Annotated in this window: 15 protein-coding genes and 1 riboswitch; of the genes, 4 read left to right on the top strand and 11 right to left on the bottom strand. The window is 57.2% G+C overall.

Annotation, left to right across the window (positions count from 1 at the left end; all coding sequences use genetic code 11):
* The first annotated feature begins 90 nt into the window (after positions 1 to 90).
* Both IEW12_RS08840 and IEW12_RS08835 read left to right on the top strand, forming a co-directional pair.
* Positions 91 to 876 carry a c-type cytochrome gene (locus tag IEW12_RS08840; RefSeq protein WP_503826889.1) on the top strand — a complete coding sequence of 262 codons (786 nt, stop codon included), beginning with the start codon at positions 91 to 93 and terminating at the stop codon, positions 874 to 876.
* Between the two features lie 11 nt (positions 877 to 887).
* Positions 888 to 2,252 (top strand): cytochrome c, encoded by a 1,365-nt coding sequence (locus tag IEW12_RS08835; protein ID WP_188565534.1) that lies wholly within the window; start codon positions 888 to 890, stop codon positions 2,250 to 2,252.
* Between the two features lie 128 nt (positions 2,253 to 2,380).
* Here the strand turns inward: IEW12_RS08835 and mmsB are convergent, their stop codons facing one another.
* From mmsB to IEW12_RS08795, 8 genes are all read right to left on the bottom strand, one after another.
* Positions 2,381 to 3,292 (bottom strand): 3-hydroxyisobutyrate dehydrogenase, encoded by a 912-nt coding sequence (gene mmsB, locus IEW12_RS08830; protein WP_188565533.1) that lies wholly within the window; start codon positions 3,290 to 3,292, stop codon positions 2,381 to 2,383.
* A 29-nt stretch (positions 3,293 to 3,321) separates the two neighbouring features.
* On the bottom strand, positions 3,322 to 4,500 hold the full coding sequence (locus IEW12_RS08825) for an enoyl-CoA hydratase/isomerase family protein (protein WP_188565532.1): 1,179 nt from the start codon (positions 4,498 to 4,500) through the stop codon (positions 3,322 to 3,324).
* Entirely contained in the window at positions 4,497 to 5,282 is a 786-nt protein-coding gene (locus IEW12_RS08820; RefSeq protein WP_188565531.1) for an enoyl-CoA hydratase, read from the bottom strand. The genes IEW12_RS08825 and IEW12_RS08820 overlap by 4 nt, the downstream gene beginning before the upstream one ends.
* On the bottom strand, positions 5,279 to 6,439 hold the full coding sequence (locus tag IEW12_RS08815; RefSeq protein ID WP_188565530.1) for an acyl-CoA dehydrogenase family protein: 1,161 nt from the start codon (positions 6,437 to 6,439) through the stop codon (positions 5,279 to 5,281). Before IEW12_RS08815 ends, IEW12_RS08820 begins: the two co-directional genes overlap by 4 nt.
* A 9-nt stretch (positions 6,440 to 6,448) precedes the next feature.
* Positions 6,449 to 7,984, bottom strand: coding sequence for a CoA-acylating methylmalonate-semialdehyde dehydrogenase (locus IEW12_RS08810; protein WP_188565529.1), 1,536 nt, complete (start codon positions 7,982 to 7,984; stop codon positions 6,449 to 6,451).
* A gap of 267 nt (positions 7,985 to 8,251) precedes the next feature.
* Positions 8,252 to 8,472: riboswitch (cobalamin riboswitch) on the bottom strand.
* Positions 8,473 to 8,575: 103 nt separating this feature from the next.
* Positions 8,576 to 9,394, bottom strand: a complete 819-nt coding sequence (gene eutC, locus IEW12_RS08805; RefSeq protein ID WP_188565528.1) for an ethanolamine ammonia-lyase subunit EutC — start codon at positions 9,392 to 9,394, stop codon at positions 8,576 to 8,578.
* Positions 9,395 to 9,405: 11 nt separating this feature from the next.
* Complete coding sequence (locus IEW12_RS08800; RefSeq protein ID WP_188565527.1) at positions 9,406 to 10,809, bottom strand: ethanolamine ammonia-lyase subunit EutB; 1,404 nt, start codon at positions 10,807 to 10,809, stop codon at positions 9,406 to 9,408.
* A 110-nt stretch (positions 10,810 to 10,919) separates the two neighbouring features.
* On the bottom strand, positions 10,920 to 11,945 hold the full coding sequence (locus IEW12_RS08795; protein WP_188565526.1) for a Gfo/Idh/MocA family protein: 1,026 nt from the start codon (positions 11,943 to 11,945) through the stop codon (positions 10,920 to 10,922).
* A gap of 242 nt (positions 11,946 to 12,187) precedes the next feature.
* Between IEW12_RS08795 and IEW12_RS08790 the strand changes: the two genes are divergently transcribed.
* Both IEW12_RS08790 and IEW12_RS08785 read left to right on the top strand, forming a co-directional pair.
* On the top strand, positions 12,188 to 12,607 hold the full coding sequence (locus IEW12_RS08790; RefSeq protein ID WP_188565525.1) for an Rrf2 family transcriptional regulator: 420 nt from the start codon (positions 12,188 to 12,190) through the stop codon (positions 12,605 to 12,607).
* A gap of 103 nt (positions 12,608 to 12,710) precedes the next feature.
* On the top strand, positions 12,711 to 13,346 hold the full coding sequence (locus IEW12_RS08785) for an NAD(P)-dependent oxidoreductase (RefSeq protein WP_188565524.1): 636 nt from the start codon (positions 12,711 to 12,713) through the stop codon (positions 13,344 to 13,346).
* Between the two features lie 51 nt (positions 13,347 to 13,397).
* Here the strand turns inward: IEW12_RS08785 and IEW12_RS08780 are convergent, their stop codons facing one another.
* The 3 genes from IEW12_RS08780 to IEW12_RS08770 all read right to left on the bottom strand — a co-directional run bounded on the left by IEW12_RS08780 (position 13,398) and on the right by IEW12_RS08770 (position 15,804).
* Positions 13,398 to 14,420: an alpha/beta fold hydrolase gene (locus tag IEW12_RS08780; protein WP_188565523.1), complete on the bottom strand. Its 1,023-nt coding sequence runs from the start codon at positions 14,418 to 14,420 to the stop codon at positions 13,398 to 13,400.
* Between the two features lie 177 nt (positions 14,421 to 14,597).
* Positions 14,598 to 15,011 carry a hypothetical protein gene (locus IEW12_RS08775; protein ID WP_188565522.1) on the bottom strand — a complete coding sequence of 138 codons (414 nt, stop codon included), beginning with the start codon at positions 15,009 to 15,011 and terminating at the stop codon, positions 14,598 to 14,600.
* 178 nt (positions 15,012 to 15,189) lie between these two features.
* Positions 15,190 to 15,804 (bottom strand): TetR/AcrR family transcriptional regulator, encoded by a 615-nt coding sequence (locus IEW12_RS08770; RefSeq protein WP_188565521.1) that lies wholly within the window; start codon positions 15,802 to 15,804, stop codon positions 15,190 to 15,192.
* Between the last annotated feature and the right edge of the window lie 88 nt (positions 15,805 to 15,892).

Raw genomic sequence — 15,892 nt, 5'->3', positions numbered from 1 at the left:
TGGATGACTATGAATAATCTTTTGCTATTCAGCTTGCAAACCGCTGCCTGCCGCATGCTCGCCAGTTCGTCCCGCCTAGCGCCTCTGATGATGGCAGTTGCGGTTTTATTGTCCGGTGTTGCCATGCAGGCAGGGGCCGCCGGACAGGCGGCTGCAACCGCCACGGCAAGCAACCCAAGCACGACAGGCACCCCCAAAGCGGAAGGCACACCTGCAGCAAATCAGCAGACCGTCGTGCCGGATACCATCGCGCAACGCCTGGCTGCATGTACCGCTTGCCACGGCAAGGAGGGCAGGGCGGCCAGTGACGGTTACTATCCGCGGATTGCGGGCAAGCCAGAAGGCTACCTGTTCAATCAGTTGAAGAATTTTCGCGACGGCAAGCGCAAATATCCTTTGATGACCTATATGGTGGGCCAGATGCCGGATGCCTACCTGCGGGAAATGGCGGAATTTTTTTCCAGCCAGCACCCTCCCTATCCCGCGCCGCAAGCAGCACAATCGGACCAGTCCATACTGGAGCGCGGCCGCCAACTGGTGCAAAGCGGTGATAGCAGTAAAAAATTGCCGGCCTGTGTTGCCTGCCATGGCGACAAGATGACCGGTATCGCTCCGTTTATCCCCGGCCTGCTTGGCTTGCCGCGTGATTACGTCGTGGGGCAACTGGGGGCCTGGCAAACGGGAGCCAGGCACGCGCATGCGCCTGACTGCATGGCCCAGATCGCCAAGGCCTTGTCGCCGCAAGACATAGGAGCCGTGTCGGCCTGGCTGGCATCCCAGCCCATGCCCAGCGATGTCATTGCCCCGCTCGCCGGTGCCGCCGGTGCCAATGTCTATTCCAGCAGGCCCCTGGTCTGCGGCAGTGCTCCACAATAGGATATATTTTCATGAAACGTTTGCTGATTCCGCTATCCTGGCTGCTGCTATTTGTGGTGATTGTGCTGATCGCCATGGGTTTCTACGGTTATATGCTGGGCAACGAGCATGGCGGGCCTGCTGCCGATAATGGCCGCAGCGGTTCTCCGACACATGCCGAACTTGTTGCGCGCGGCGCTTATCTGGCGCGTGCCGGTAACTGCATGGGTTGCCATACCTTGCGCGGTGCCCCCGCCTACGCCGGCGGCCGCAGCATACAAACGCCGTTCGGGAATTTCTATACACCCAACATCACACCGGACAAAAAGACAGGCATAGGTAGCTGGACCGAAGAAAATTTCTGGCAGTCCATCCACGCAGGCAAGTCCAGAGACGGCAGCATGCTGTATCCGGCTTTTCCATATCCCAACTACACCAGGATCACGCGCGCCGATTCCGATGCCCTGTTTGCCTATCTGCAGTCTATCCCCGCCGCCGAGCAGGCTAACCAGCCGCATGACCTGCGCTTCCCGTATAACCAGCGTGCTCTGCTAGGTATCTGGCGGGCCCTGTACTTCAGTCCCGAGGTCTATCAGCAGGATACTGCGCAGACAGCAGACTGGAATCGCGGCGCCTATCTGGTGCAGGGCCTGGGCCATTGCAGCGCCTGCCATACCAGCCGCAATGCGCTGGGCGCCAGCATCAACGAAACCCTGCTCGGTGGCGGCATCCTGAGCGGGCAGGAATGGTATGCGCCGTCGCTTACTTCCGAGAATGAAGTAGGGCTGGGCCGCTGGCAAACCTCGCACGTTAATGATTTGCTGAAAACCGGTGCAACTACCACCGGCTCAGTGACCGGCCCCATGGCGGAAGTGGTTGCACAAAGCCTGCAGCATCTGACTGATGCCGATATCAATGCGATGTCCGTGTACCTGAAAAGCTTGCCGCAAAAGAGAACCGATCCCGCCGACAAGGAAATCATGCCGGCCTTCCTGAAAAGCACCGTTGACTTCATCATGGGGAAAAATGTCAGCCAGGCAGAACAACTGAGCAACGAAGCAGTGTTGAAAGCCGGTGCGAGCCTGTACAAGACACACTGCATGGATTGCCACCAGGCCGGAGGCGAAGGGGTTGCGCAAGTTTATCCGCCATTGAAGGCGAATCACAAGTTGATGACTTCGTCGGTGGCCAATCCTATACGCATGGTGCTGGCGGGCGGGTTTGCCCCGGCAACCGCTGGTAACCCTCGTCCCTATGGCATGCCGCCGTTCGGACCCAAGCTCAGTGACGATGAGGTTGCCGCGGTGGTATCTTACATCCGCAATAGTTGGGGTAACCAGGCGCCGATGGTTTCGCCATCCGATGTGAACAAATACCGGACTGCACCGCTGGACTGATGGAGTTGCGCGATAAAGGAAAATGGCAGGAAAACGGCACGCAGCGAAAAAGCTGCGTGCCGTTTTTTATGGAGCTGGCCGGTTAGTGTGCATTAGTGTGACTGAGGGTGACTCAGGGTCACTCAGTGCTACTTCCGCAGCAACTCCAATATGCTGGAAAAGTCTTTGCCGCCGGCACCGGCCTTGCTATGCATGCCGTACAGATTGCGTACCAGCTCGCCCATAGGCGTCGCTGCCTGGGACGCCAGTGCGGCTTCAGCCGCCAGCCCCAGATCCTTGTGCATCAGGTCCACACCGAAGCCGCCCTGGTAGTTGCGGGAGGCCGGTACATTATCCATCACTCCAGGATAGGGATTGTATAATTCCAGCGCCCAGTTGCGGCCCGAACTCTTGCTCATGATGTCGGACAAGACCTTGGGATCGAGACCGTTGGCCGCGCCCAGAGCCAGGGCCTCCGCAGTACCTGCCATCAGTATGCCCAGCAGCATGTTGTTGCAGATTTTTGCAGTCTGGCCTGCGCCGTGTGTGCCCGCATGGAAAATATTCTTGCCCATGGCGTTCAGAACTGGCCGTGCACGTTCCAGGCTGGCGGCATCACCGCCGACGATAAAAGTCAGGGTGCCGGCCTGCGCGCCGCCGGTGCCGCCGGATACCGGTGCGTCTATCATGCTCAGCCCGCGCGCTTGCGCTGCCTGCGCCATTTTTTGTGAGGTCTGTGCGGCGATCGTACTGCAATCTATGATGAGGGCGCCATCTGCAATCTGCGGCAATATGCCTTGCTCACCGAGATACAGGCCTTCTACATGGCGGCTGGCCGGCAGCATGGAAATCACTATATCCGCGCCGGCGACAGCCTGCTGTGCCGACTCAACCGCCTGCGCACCTGCATCTGCCAGCAGCTTCATCGCTGCTGCCGACAGGTCGAACACCTTTAATGTATAAGCTTGCTTCAGCAGGTTTAGCGCCATGGGCGCACCCATGTTTCCCAGCCCTATGAAGGCGATATGCTGCTGAGTTTTATGCTGCGTGTTATTTTGCATTTTTTGTCTCCTTATTTTCGTATTTGATTTTATGCCGCCAGGCGTTTGTCCGGTGCTGGGCAGGCGGCCAGATCCCTGAGTGGATGCGATGCCGCATCCCATGGACTGTTAAAAAACTGCTGTTCAAAATCCTCAGGGATATCCAGCAGTTGCGCCGGGTTCCATCTCGGCTGCATGTCCTTGTCTATGATGAGCGCCCTGATGCCTTCTGCAAAATCCGATCCGGCAGCACATGCCAGCGATACCCCCAGCTCCAGCCGGAAAACTTCCGCCAATGACAGGTGCTTGCAGCCTGACTGCAACGCATGTGCTATGAAGGCGGAGCCGGGGCTTCCCTTTGTTAATGCGGCAACGGCTTTTTGCAGCCACGCATCCTCGCTTTGCAAGCCGGTAATTTGCGCGACAATATCTTCCAGCCTGGCGCCTGCACAAAGCTGATTGATCAGGTCAAAATGCTGCCGCAGCGGACCAGCTTCAAAGGCTGAGTGCTGCTGCGCGGCTTCCAGAGTAGTACTCAATAGCTTGTGGTTTTCTTCATCGTTTTCGCTCCAGTCTTGCGCTCGCAGCGAACTGATTAGCCGGGGTTTTTCTGCATGGTGCAGCTGATAGTCCGCCAGCTTCACGAAGCAGGCGTCCGATGCATTGATGGATGCCCCGGTCAGCGCCAGGAACAGGCCGAGCTTGCCCGGCATGCGGTTCAGGAACCAGCTCCCGCCTACATCGGGATACAGGCCTATCGCAATTTCCGGCATCGCCAGCCTTGATTTTTCCGTGACGACGCGGTGACTGGCGCCTGCCATCAGGCCTATTCCTCCGCCCATGACGATGCCATGTCCCCAGCACAGTATGGGTTTGCGGTAGGTGTGGATTAGGTAATCCAGCCGGTACTCTTCCTCAAAAAAACGCAATGCATAGGGATTGCCTAGGACATTGTTTTTTTCTGACGAGGCATGATGCTCCAGCATGGACTGGTAAAGATTTTGCAAATCGCCGCCGGCGCAAAAAGCTTTTTCTCCGCTGGCCTGCAGTACGACCAGGGCGATGCTTGCATCATCCCGCCACTCTGTTAGTTGCTGCGCCAGCAACTCAACCATGTCCATGGATAATGCATTCAGGGTCTTTTCCGCGTTGAGTGTGGCTAATCCCAGCTTCTTGCCGTTGCCGGCGGCCAGTGTCTCAAACAAGACCGGGGAGGCTGTTGTGTTCATGCATTCCTCCATACCGGTGCGCGCTTTTCCAGGAAAGCGTTGACGCCTTCCTTCTGATCGGCGCTGTCGAATAACTTGATGAAGGCCTCGCGTTCCGGCGGTAGCATGCTGGCCATGGGCTGGTTGCGGGCGCCCTGTATCAATTGCTTGCAGGCCTTGACGCTGGTCGGGCTTTGTTTAGCAACCTGCTTTGCCAGTGCCAGCGCGCGTTCGACGACGGTGCCGGTGGCGACGACTTCTTCCACCAGGCCTATGCGTAGTGCCGTCTCGGCATTGATGCGTTCGCCGCACAGTATCATTCGCTTGGCCCAGCCTTCACCGACTAGCCAGGCCAGGTTTTGTGTGCCGCCAGCGCAAGGCAGCAGGCCGACGGCAGCTTCCGGCAGCGCCAGTTGCGCCTGTGTTTCAGCGATGCGCAGATCGCAGGCCAGCGCGCACTCCAGTCCGCCGCCCATCGCATAGCCGTTAATCGCGGCAATGGATACGCCGCGAAAGCGCGACAGTGCTTCAAATGCTTCGCCAAAGCGGCGTGCCATTTCGGTGGCCACGGCCACATCGCCGTCGGCGAACAGTTTCAAATCCGCGCCGGCGGAAAAGAATTTTGCGCCGGCGCCGGTCAGCACCAGGCTGTAGATATCCGGCCTGGCATTCAGGTCGTCCACCAGCCTGACCATGTCTTTCAGTCCGGCCAGGGTCCAGGTATTGGCAGGTGGATTGCTGATCGTCACCAGCGCGGTGTTGCCGGTGATTTCAAGTTGCAGGTTGGTATAGCTGCTTGTCATAGGAATTCCTCGCTGGGTGACTGGTTGAGAAGGTGGCGCGCGACGATGACGCGCATGATTTCATTGGTACCTTCCAGGATCTGGTGCACGCGCACGTCCCGCAGGTAGCGCTCCAGCGGATACTCGCGGATATAGCCGTAGCCGCCGTGGATCTGCAGCGCTTCGTTGCAGACGGTGAAGCCGGTATCGGTGGCGAGCCTTTTGGCCATCGCGCAGTACACGGAGGCATTGGGTGCCTGCATGTCCAGCTTGGTTGCTGCCAGCCTGACCATCTGGCGTGCCGCCACCAGCTCGGTCTGCATATCGGCCAGCTTGAACTGCAGTGCCTGGAAATCGGACAGGCGCTGCTTGAACTGCATGCGCTCATTCATATAGGTCTGTGCGCTGTTCAGCGCAGATTGCGCTGCACCTATGGAGCAGGTGGCGATATTGATGCGGCCGCCGTCCAGGCCACGCATTGCCATGCGAAAGCCTTCGCCTTCCTGGCCCAGCAGATGGGAGCGCGGGATGCGTACCTTGTCAAAGCTGATGGTGCGGGTCGGCTGGCTGTTCCAACCCATCTTGTCTTCCTTGCGGCCATAGCTGATGCCGGGCAGGTCTGCCGGCACCGCAAAGGCAGAGATGCCAGCGGAGCCTGCCGCGCCGCTGCGTGCCATCACTACCAGCACCTTAGTGGCTCCTGCGCCGGAGATGAATGCCTTGGCGCCATTGATGATGTACTCATCACCGTTCAGCGTTGCCGATGTGGTCAGCGATGCGGCGTCGGAGCCGGCGCCGGCCTCGGTCAGGCAATACGATGCCAGCTTCTTGCCGGATGCCAGTTGCTCAACCCAGGTGTTGCGCACTTCCGGTGTTGCCCATTGCGCTATCATCCAGGTCGCCATATTGTGTATCGTGATATAGGCAGCGGTCGAAGGACAGGCGCGTGCCAGTTCTTCAAACACTATTACTGCATCCAGTCGCGACAATCCCAGCCCGCCGGCATCCTGCGGCACATATATGCCGCAAAAGCCGAGTTCTCCCGCATGGGCGATGACGTCCAGCGGGAAGATGGATTCCGCATCCCAGTGGGCCGCCTTGGCCGCCATTTCATGGGTAGCAAAATCCCTGGCAGATTGCTGGTAGGCGCGCTGGTCTTCATTCAATTCGAAGTCCATGGTGCCCGCCTATTTCAGGTTGATTGTCGTATTGACCTTGCCGGATGTTGTGCTGTCGTCAAACCAGCGTGCAGTGATGGTCTTGGTCTGCGTATAGAAGGCAATAACCTGCTTGCCATACGGGCCCAGATCACCCAGCTTGGATGCACGTGAACCGGTAAACGAGAACAGCGGTACGGGCACGGGAATAGGCACGTTGATACCGATCTGGCCGACATCGATGTCCTCTTCAAAGGTGCGGGCGGCAGCGCCGGATTGCGTGAACAGCGCGGTGCCATTGCCATTCGGGTTGGCGTTGATGATGGCGATTGCTTCCTGCAGGCTATCTGCGTGCATCACGCACAGCACGGGCCCGAATATTTCTTCTTCATAGATGCGCATGCCGGCCTGCACACCGGTGAACACGGTGGGGCCGACAAAATTGCCTTCCTCGTAGCCGGCAACCTGCGGGTTGCGGCCGTCCAGCACCAGTTGCGCTCCCTCCCGCACGCCTTGCTCTATCAGGCCTGTGACCCTGGCCTTGGCCTGGCTGGAAATGACGGGGCCGATATCTGTATTCGGTTCAACACCGGCGTTTACCTGCAGCGAGCGTGCCTTGTCCAGCAGCTCCGGTATCCAGGCCTGGGCTTCGCCGACCATTATCACTACCGACAGGGCCATGCAGCGCTGGCCTGCTGCACCGAACGCTGCGCCAGCCAGGTTATTCAAGGTCTGTTCCTTGTTTGCATCCGGCAAGACGATGGCGTGGTTTTTTGCGCCCATCATGCATTGCGCGCGTTTGCCTGCCAATGTGGCGCGCTTATACACGTGGGTGCCGACCCGGGTCGAGCCGACGAAGGACACTGCCTTGATATCCGGATGATCGCAAATCGCATTCACGATCTCTTCGCCGCCATGCACGACGTTCAGCACGCCGGCCGGGATACCGGCCTGTATCGCCAGTTCCGCCAGCCGCATCGTCACCATCGGGTCCTGCTCCGAAGGTTTCAGAATGAAGGTGTTGCCGCAAGCGATCGCCATCGGAAACATCCACAACGGTATCATTGCCGGGAAATTGAATGGAGTGATGCCGGCACACACGCCCAGCGGCTGGTTGATGGAGTAGGTATCGACTCCGCTGGCCACGTTGCTGGCTAATTCGCCCATTTGCAGGCTGCCGATATTGGCTGCATGCTCTACTACTTCCAGTCCGCGGAAAATATCACCTTCGGCGTCTGCCAGCGTCTTGCCTTGTTCTGCAGTCAGGATGGCGGCCAGTTCCTGCATGTTCTCGCGTATCAGTTGCTGGTATTTCAGGAAGATGCGCGCGCGTGCGCCTATCGCCGTCTTGCGCCAGGTGCTGAAGGCCTGCTTCGCACTGGCGACCGCCAACTGCATTTCTTCCGGAGTGGCGAAGGGTACGCGGGCAATCACTTTCTGGGTGGCGGGGTTGATGATGCTGCGCCATTGTTCGCTTTTGGATTCGAGCAACTGGCCGTTGATCAGCAGTTTGACGGTGGGGATGGACGAAGTGGATGGGGAGGAAGAATTAGAGCCTTGCTGCATGATGCGTCTCCTGTACGGACGGCGCTACCCGAGGCGAGTCTGTTGCTCGCAGCTTGCGGGTAAAGCCTTTGCCTGAAAACGGAACGGCCTCGACCAGATGGTGATGTCAGGGGCAAGGCAGTTCCGGCCATGGGTGTCAGACACCCCTTGCGCACCTTCCGTACGCAAGCAGACCTCGGGGAAACTATGCCAGGCATTGAGAGAACGAAGCATCGCCTGCGTGTGGCACGCGAGCCGCTTCCGTTCAAACATGGCCTTCCGCAATGTTTTCCTGATGATCAACAGGCCGGTATCCGGGCTTGCAAGTCTTGTTACATCGCCTTCCCAGTCCATGCATGAACCAGTGGCGTGATGATGTAACCGCACTCACATACCGTTGCGGAGGCAGCAGGGGCTTGGTGCCGGATTGAACTACTCCGGCATGAACCGCTTTCCCGTTTAACGCTGCCCAAGATGATGGGCAGCGCACCTGTTAAATCTAGAATAGCATACTAATTGACGTTTACGTAAACGTAAGTTGGCCCATAGCATGAGAGGTTAAAATTTTTCATGCGAGGCCAATAAGCCCGCACAAAATGAAAATCTGGAAAATTATTCCAGGAGGAAATTCCTGGATTCGGCTGCCAGCAGTGCCGGGGCATCTGCAGCGTCATCCTTCAGTTCTACCCCGGACAATTGCCGTGCGAACGATTGCGACATCAGATAGAACAGCTTGTCCGCAGCATCTTCATAGCGCAGTCCTTCCGGCCGTACATTGGAAATGCAATTGCGGCTGGCATCGGTGAGTCCGTTGCGTGGGGCCCAGGTCAGGTACAGTCCCATGCTGTCTGGCGAACTCAGACCCGGCCTTTCACCTATCAGCACGACCACCATTCTTGCGCCTAGCAATTCGCCGACTTCGTCGCCAATGGCGACCCGGCCTTGCTGGACGATGCAAACCGGTGCGATAGACCAATTTTCCTTCGCCATCCTTTCCCATACCGTATGGAGCAGAGGCGCAGCATGCTGTGCGATGGCGAGGGCAGACAGTCCATCGGCGATGACAAAGGCGACGTCATAGCGGCGATCTGCTGAGACAGATTTTGCATTTTCAAGGATTTTCCGGGAGGCGCTATCCAGCATACGACCCAGATCGGGGCGTTGCAGGTAAACGCCGCGATCGGCGGCTGCGCTATGCAGTACCAGGCAGGGGCTATTGCTATTGATGGATGCATTGATATCCCGTTGCAGCGATGGAATGTCCAGCGCCAGATGCACGGCGTCGCGCGCCTTTGCATGTGCCAACTGGAAGTCCAGTTGCGTCGCGCTTGGCAAACTGATGCCGGCCCTGCCCAGGGCAATGCGGGCTGCGGTGAAACGGCGCAGGCTGTCCCAGGGATTGCGCGTGACGGGGGCTTTTTTATCACTCATGATTTACGCGGCTAGGAGAGTCGCAGCAGGGCTTTTTGAAAAGCGGGCGGCAGCGTTTCAGTCAATCGAAACTCGCCATTACCATTGATTATCTGCATCTTGTGCAGCCAGGCTTCAAATTCCGGTGCTGGACTCAATCCGAGAACGCGGCGCACATACAGCGCGTCGTGAAATGAAGTAGTCTGGTAGTTCAGCATGATGTCATCCGAGCCGGGCACACCCATGATGAAATTACAGCCGGCCGTGCCTAGCAGGGTCAGCAACACGTCCATGTCGTTCTGGTCGGCCTCGGCATGGTTGGTATAGCAGACATCGCAACCCATAGGCAGGCCCAGCAGCTTGCCGCAGAAATGGTCTTCCAGTCCTGCGCGTATGATTTGCTTGCCGTCAAACAGGTATTCCGGTCCGATAAAGCCGACCACGGTATTGACCAGCAGGGGATTGAAACGGCGTGCCACCGCATAGGCGCGCGCCTCGCAGGTTTGCTGGTCCAGACCGTGATGCGCGTTGGCAGAAAGGGCGCTGCCCTGGCCGGTTTCGAAGTACATCACATTGTTACCTGCCGTGCCGCGCTGCAAGGACAATGCGGCTTGCAGCGCCTCCTCCAGCAGGGGCAGGCTGACGCCAAAACTGCGGTTGGTCGCCTCGGTGCCGCCTATGGACTGGAATACCAGGTCAACAGGTGCTCCGCGCCTGATTGCCTCTATCGTATTGGTGACATGGGTCAGCACGCAGGACTGGGTGGGGATGTCGTACTGGCGGATGACTTCGTCCATCATGCTCAGCAGCCGCATCACTTGCGGCAGGTTATCGGTGGCGGGGTTGATGCCGATCACGGCGTCGCCGGAGCCATAGAGCAAGCCATCCAGCAAACTGGCGGCGATGCCGCTGGCGTCATCCGTGGGGTGATTGGGTTGCAACCGGGTGGACAGGCGGCCGGGCAGGCCTATGGTGCTACGAAAGGCCGTCGTCACGCGGCATTTCTGCGCGACCAGGATCAGGTCCTGGTTACGCATGATCTTGCTCACGGCGGCCGCCATTTCCGGCGTAATGCCCGGAGCGAGTGTTGCCAGTGCTGCGCTATCTGCGTCGTCGCCCAGCAGCCAGTTGCGGAAATCGCCGACAGTCAAATGGCTGACCGGGGTGAAGGCGGCAGCATCATGGCTATCCATGATCAGGCGCGTGATGTCGTCTTCTTCGTAGGGAATCAGTGCTTCATTGAGGAAGGTCGCCAGCGGCAATTCCGCCAGCGCCATTTGCGCCACCACCCGCTGTTCCGCGGTATCCGCCGCAACTCCCGCGAGCATGTCGCCAGAGCGTAGCGGCGTGGCTTTTGCCATCAGGTCTTTCAGGCTATCAAAACCGTAGGTCTTGCCGCCTGCAGTGTGGGTGTACTGATGCGCTCGTACGACCATATCCCTCGCCCTGAGTTGATCAAATGATGCTGTTCATCATAGCCCTGCGGCGGCGGCAGGGGCAAGCAATAAAATCTGCCGCTTGCAAGGGATTCAGACTGGTTCCTTGCCTAGATCTTGTCTTCCGCATAGCTGAGGCCGAATTGCCGCCGCATGCTGTCCATCCATCCCATCAGCGCCAGGGTCTCATCCAGCGGCATCACTGGGCTTTCAGTCAGGCCGGCGCGCAGGCAGCGCATGGTTTCTATCGCCTGGTGCGTGTAGCCGTTGCCCAGTACCGGCAGGCTGATGGTGCGTGGCTCGGCTTGCTCTTGCGTGATAGTCAGTTCGGTGCAGCGGTAGAAGGGAGCATGCAGGCGGATATTTCCTTTGTCGCCTGCAATGAATAATTCTGTCGGGGTGGCTGCCTTGATCGAGCACAGGCAGGAAGATAGCCCGCCATCCTTATGCGTCAGCATGAAACTGGTTTGTTCGTCCACACCGGTACTGCCCAGTTCAGCGATTGCCTGCACGGCGACCACTTCTCCCAGCAGGTAGGATGCCATGGATAGCGGATAGATGCCTATATCCAGCAGGGCGCCACCTCCCAGTGCGGGATCAAGCAGGCGATGTTGCGGCCCCAGGTCGGAGGCAAAGCCGAAATCTGCCTGCAGCAGTTTCGGCTTGCCTATCTCACCGGCCGCCAGCAGCCGTTTTACTTCCAGCATTGCCGGCATGAAGCGCGACCACATTGCCTCCATCAAGAATAGTTTTTTCTCGCGCGCGACGGCCATCACTTCGCCTGCTTGCCGCGCATTCATCGTGAAAGGTTTTTCGCATAACACGGGTTTGCCTGCACGCAGCGCCAGCAAGGTATTTTCGGTGTGCATTGCATGCGGAGTCGCTACATAGATCACATCCACATCTGCGTCCTGTACCAGCGACTGGTAATCGCCATAGCAGCGGATGGCTGTACTCGTTTTATTGCTTGCCTTATTGCTTGTCTGATTGCATGCAGCAGCAAATGCCTGTGCATTGCCCAGTTGGCGCGATGCAACTGCATGTAGACTTGCATCCGGCAACTCTGCCAGCGCATCTGCAAACTGGCGGGCAATCTGGCCGGTGCCGAGTATGCCCCAGCGTATTGGTGGTTTCATGGATAAGGGCGGCGAGTAACAAGTTATGAGGCGCAAGAGGCGCGCGGATGCCGGAATTTTACACCGAGCTGGATGTTATGCGGCTCCGGCGGCACGGCTTCAGGTACCCGGGGTGCGTGGGCAAATAGGCCTGCCAGCAACCGTGCCAGCAGGTTTTGCCGGTTATGCCAAAGAATCCGACGTAAAATTCGCTTGCAATGAAAATTAACTGTATCTAAAATAGATACATATTAGGATTTTACATGAATACTAGCCATCGTTTTGCAGTCGGGGTACATATCATGGCCTTGCTGGCATCGACAGAAGGGCCGGTCTCTTCGTCCATGATAGCCGGCAGCGTCAATACCAACCCGGCCATGATACGGCGCATACTCGGCATGCTGAACAAGGCTGGCCTGACGACGGCGGCGATGGGAAGTTCCGGCGGCGCGATGCTGGCGCGGCCCGCGGCAGAGATATCCTTATTGCAGATTTATCGCGCGGTGGATGAGCCGGGCATTCTTGCTCTGCATGCGAACGCGCCGAATCCGGCATGCGAGGTAGGGCGCGGCATTACCGTTGTGCTGGAGGGGGTGATTGCCAAAGCGGAAAACGCGATGGAATCGGTGATCGCAGGAATTAGCGTGCAGGATGTCTTGAAGGATTTGTCGGGCAAGAAGTAGTTAGGCTTCAAGAGAGTGGTGGATTGGCTAAACAAGGCTTAGCCAATTTTTTTATATCTATATGTATCCAATATAGATACATATTAATCAAAAAGGAAATGACATGAAAATCGCACTGATAGGCGCAACAGGAAGCATAGGCAGCCAGATTGCTCAGCAAGCGGTACAGCGCAAGCACCAGGTAACGGCAATCACACGCCGCACTGCGGCTTTACCGGCGGAGTTGGCTGGCACGCAGGCAGTAACGGTAGACAGTTTTGATGCCACGGCGCTGGCAGCGGCGATAAAAGGTCATGATGTGCTGGCAAGCGCTTTTGGTCCGGGAGCGGAATCTGCAGATCTGGTTATCAAGCAGGCTAGCGTGCTGATTGCGGCTGCGCGGGCAGCAGGCATCAAGCGTGTAGTCGTAGTTGGCGGAGCGGGTAGCCTGTTTGTTGCGCCAGGTTTGCAATTGGTCGACGCTCCAGGTTTTCCCGATATGTACAAACCGTATGCGATTGCACATCGCAAGGCATTGGATGTACTGCGCGAGGCCCAGGATATAGACTGGACTTTCTTTGCGCCAGCGGCCGAGATTGGCCCAGGCGACAAGAAGGGTGTTTTCCGTGTCGGCGTTGACACGCTGATCAGCGACGCTGCGGGTAACAGCAAAATTTCTTACGCCGATTACGCCGATGCATTTGTGACGGAACTGGAGTCGGCAGCGCATTCCAAGCAAGTGATTACCGCCGCTTATTAACGAGTGTAAATGCGATGCCCGGAAAATACCGGGGCATCGCAAATGGCACTATCAGAATTTGTCCACGTCAATAATAGCTTGGGCGAAATCCTGCGGCGCTTCCTGCGGCACATTGTGACCGATGTCCTTCAGGATGCGGTGCGCATATTTGCCGGAGAATTTCTTGGCATACGCTGCGCCGCTTGCAGCGGGACCGTCGAAATCGCTGGCGATGGTGATCGTTGGAACGGTGATCACGGGAGCCTGGGCCAGCCGTTTTTCCAGCGCATCGTATTTCGGATCGCCCTTGGCCAGGCTTTGCCGCCAGCGATAGTTGTGGATGACGATGCTGACGTGGTCCGGGTTATCGAAGGCTGCGGCACTGCGGTTGTAGGTGGCGTCATCGAAGTTCCATTTCGGCGAAGCGGTCTTCCAGATCAGTTTGGAAAACTCGTGCCGGTATTTTTCATAGCCGGCCTGGCCGCGCTCGGTAGCGAAATAGTATTGATACCACCAGCCGTATTCACCTTCTGGTGGCAGCGGTTTCAGGTTGGCCTCCAGATTGGTGATCAGGTAGCCGCTCACCGCGACCAGGGCCTTGCAGCGTTCCGGCCAGAGGGCAGCGATCACATCTGCTGTCCGCGCGCCCCAGTCAAAACCGCCTATGATGGCCTTGTCTATCTTGAGCGCATCCATCAATGCGATGATGTCCAGTGCAACGACGGATTGCTGGCCATTGCGGAATGCGGTGTCTGACAGGAAGCGCGTAGTGCCATAGCCGCGAAGGTAAGGCACGATCACCCTGTAGCCGGCTGCCGTCAGCAAAGGAACCACGTCGGCATAGCTGTGGATGTCATAGGGCCAGCCGTGCAGCAAGATGACCGGCTTGCCCTTGGCTGGACCGGCCTCGAAGTAACCCATATCCAGCTCGCCTGCACGAATCTGTTTGATGGGCGCTAGCGCTTGAGAGGAATTTGCTGGGCTTGCTGCAGCATATGCAGCCTTGACGAAGGGCATTTCCGCGGCAACAAGACCTGCTGCGGCAAGGACGCCTGACAACAGGCTGCGGCGACGGCTATTCACAATTTCAGACATACAATTTCCTCGGCTAGGGGTTGATCAGGGCGTCGAATAAAATCAGATCCGATGGGAGTGATTTTAAGAATGCCATGTATCCCTATTGTGTCAAATTGTATGCAGTGCCGTTTGATGGCAGCATGTGGCCGTTGCAAAGGCGCTGCAAGCGCCGGGGGCCGGATGTATAGCTAAATGCTAGCCGGTGCGTTCTACTTCATAGCGCTCAAGTATCTCCGGCTCGACAACGTCGCCATTCTTGCCGATGATGGGTTTGGGTCTTGATTTGTAATTGGCTACCTTGAACCGCGGGCTGGGGGCGCGGACGCAGGCGCGGATGAAATTGCTGAGGGAGGGGCGCTTGGATTTCTGGGCCCAGAATTCATACACGCCCCTGAAGATGTTTCCATCCAAGAACATGACCTCGAACTCACATTGGATGGGGTTATTGGTATTGCTGCCCCAGGCCAATAATAGTCTGTCTACTTCGACAAACCCGCCGAGTACCGCGGTAAGTTGCATGCTCGCCTGTTTGACCTTGATCTTGGCGACGCCTATCTTTTCTATGTATTTCAGATTGGCTGGCGAATCGGATTTCTGCTTGGTGTTCATGGCTATTCCAGATTTCATGGTTTGCAAGAGAAACGTACAATCCTTGGCAAAGAATTGCTTGCAAGACAATAAGAATGTTGCAAACCTAAAAACAATACGGCTGCACGTCTTATATATTTAGAATGATCATTCATTCTCATTTTCAAGTCAACCGAACTTTTGTTACAGCAAGTCCAACTTATTCATCAAACAATAAAACGTACATTGCACTCTTCATCGCCTCCACCAATGCCGCTTCATCCAGTTGCGGGTTCAGCATGGCGCGAACCTGTAAGCCCTGGAAGAAAGCGATCATGGCTTCAACTTGTCCGGCCAAAGCGAGCTCATCGACCTGCATGCCGCGCTTTTGCCGGCCTTTTTTCAGTATGGACAGGAATTCATTGCTGGAGTGGCGGTCTGCCGCCTGCGCCAACGCGGCGATCTTGGGGTTGCGCGAAGCTTCTGCATATATTTCCAGCGGCAACTTCCAGTAACCGACCTGCAGGTCTTCGTGTATGCTTTTTTCCAGGTCATCGTAGATTGCTTGCAGTGGATCGTCCTGCTGGTGCAGGTCGCGCACGATGGCGGACACGCGTTCCACGTTTTGCTGGACGAAGGCAGCAATGATTTCATCCTTGCTGGCGAAGTAATTGTAGATATGACCGGCGCTCATTCCTGCGGCCTTGGATATATCCGCCATGCTGGCGCCGTGGAAGCCCTTCATGCCGAAGCAGCTTTCGGCTGCATCTAATACCTGCTTGCGCCTGTCCGTTGCCCGCTTGGGATTCCAGATTTTTTGTCCGGTGATACTCATCTCGTTTTCTCCATCAAGCGATAAGCGTGGCGGGGTGGCTGAGGGCCAAGTTCCAGCCGGCCATCCACCACTCGCCATTCAGCATTCA

This window comes from Parundibacterium terreum, assembly GCF_014636315.1.
Lineage (GTDB): Bacteria > Pseudomonadota > Gammaproteobacteria > Burkholderiales > Burkholderiaceae_D > Undibacterium > Undibacterium terreum.
Note: the sequence above shows the minus strand (reverse complement) of the source record. Positions and strands in the feature narration are given on the sequence as shown.

Excerpts from the sequence above, each read along its gene's own strand:
- IEW12_RS08770 (WP_188565521.1), bottom strand. The coding sequence starts at position 15,804 with ATGAGTATCACCGGACAAAAAATCTGGAATCCCAAGCGGGCAACGGAC.
- eutC (WP_188565528.1), bottom strand. The coding sequence starts at position 9,394 with ATGAGTGATAAAAAAGCCCCCGTCACGCGCAATCCCTGGGACAGCCTG.
- mmsB (WP_188565533.1), bottom strand. The coding sequence starts at position 3,292 with ATGCAAAATAACACGCAGCATAAAACTCAGCAGCATATCGCCTTCATA.
- IEW12_RS08815 (WP_188565530.1), bottom strand. The coding sequence starts at position 6,439 with ATGGACTTCGAATTGAATGAAGACCAGCGCGCCTACCAGCAATCTGCC.
- IEW12_RS08800 (WP_188565527.1), bottom strand. The coding sequence starts at position 10,809 with ATGGTCGTACGAGCGCATCAGTACACCCACACTGCAGGCGGCAAGACC.
- IEW12_RS08785 (WP_188565524.1), top strand. The coding sequence starts at position 12,711 with ATGAAAATCGCACTGATAGGCGCAACAGGAAGCATAGGCAGCCAGATT.
- IEW12_RS08820 (WP_188565531.1), bottom strand. The coding sequence starts at position 5,282 with ATGACAAGCAGCTATACCAACCTGCAACTTGAAATCACCGGCAACACC.
- IEW12_RS08835 (WP_188565534.1), top strand. The coding sequence starts at position 888 with ATGAAACGTTTGCTGATTCCGCTATCCTGGCTGCTGCTATTTGTGGTG.
- IEW12_RS08825 (WP_188565532.1), bottom strand. The coding sequence starts at position 4,500 with ATGAACACAACAGCCTCCCCGGTCTTGTTTGAGACACTGGCCGCCGGC.
- IEW12_RS08790 (WP_188565525.1), top strand. The coding sequence starts at position 12,188 with ATGAATACTAGCCATCGTTTTGCAGTCGGGGTACATATCATGGCCTTG.
- IEW12_RS08775 (WP_188565522.1), bottom strand. The coding sequence starts at position 15,011 with ATGAACACCAAGCAGAAATCCGATTCGCCAGCCAATCTGAAATACATA.
- IEW12_RS08810 (WP_188565529.1), bottom strand. The coding sequence starts at position 7,984 with ATGCAGCAAGGCTCTAATTCTTCCTCCCCATCCACTTCGTCCATCCCC.
- IEW12_RS08795 (WP_188565526.1), bottom strand. The coding sequence starts at position 11,945 with ATGAAACCACCAATACGCTGGGGCATACTCGGCACCGGCCAGATTGCC.
- IEW12_RS08840 (WP_503826889.1), top strand. The coding sequence starts at position 91 with ATGGCAGTTGCGGTTTTATTGTCCGGTGTTGCCATGCAGGCAGGGGCC.
- IEW12_RS08780 (WP_188565523.1), bottom strand. The coding sequence starts at position 14,420 with ATGTCTGAAATTGTGAATAGCCGTCGCCGCAGCCTGTTGTCAGGCGTC.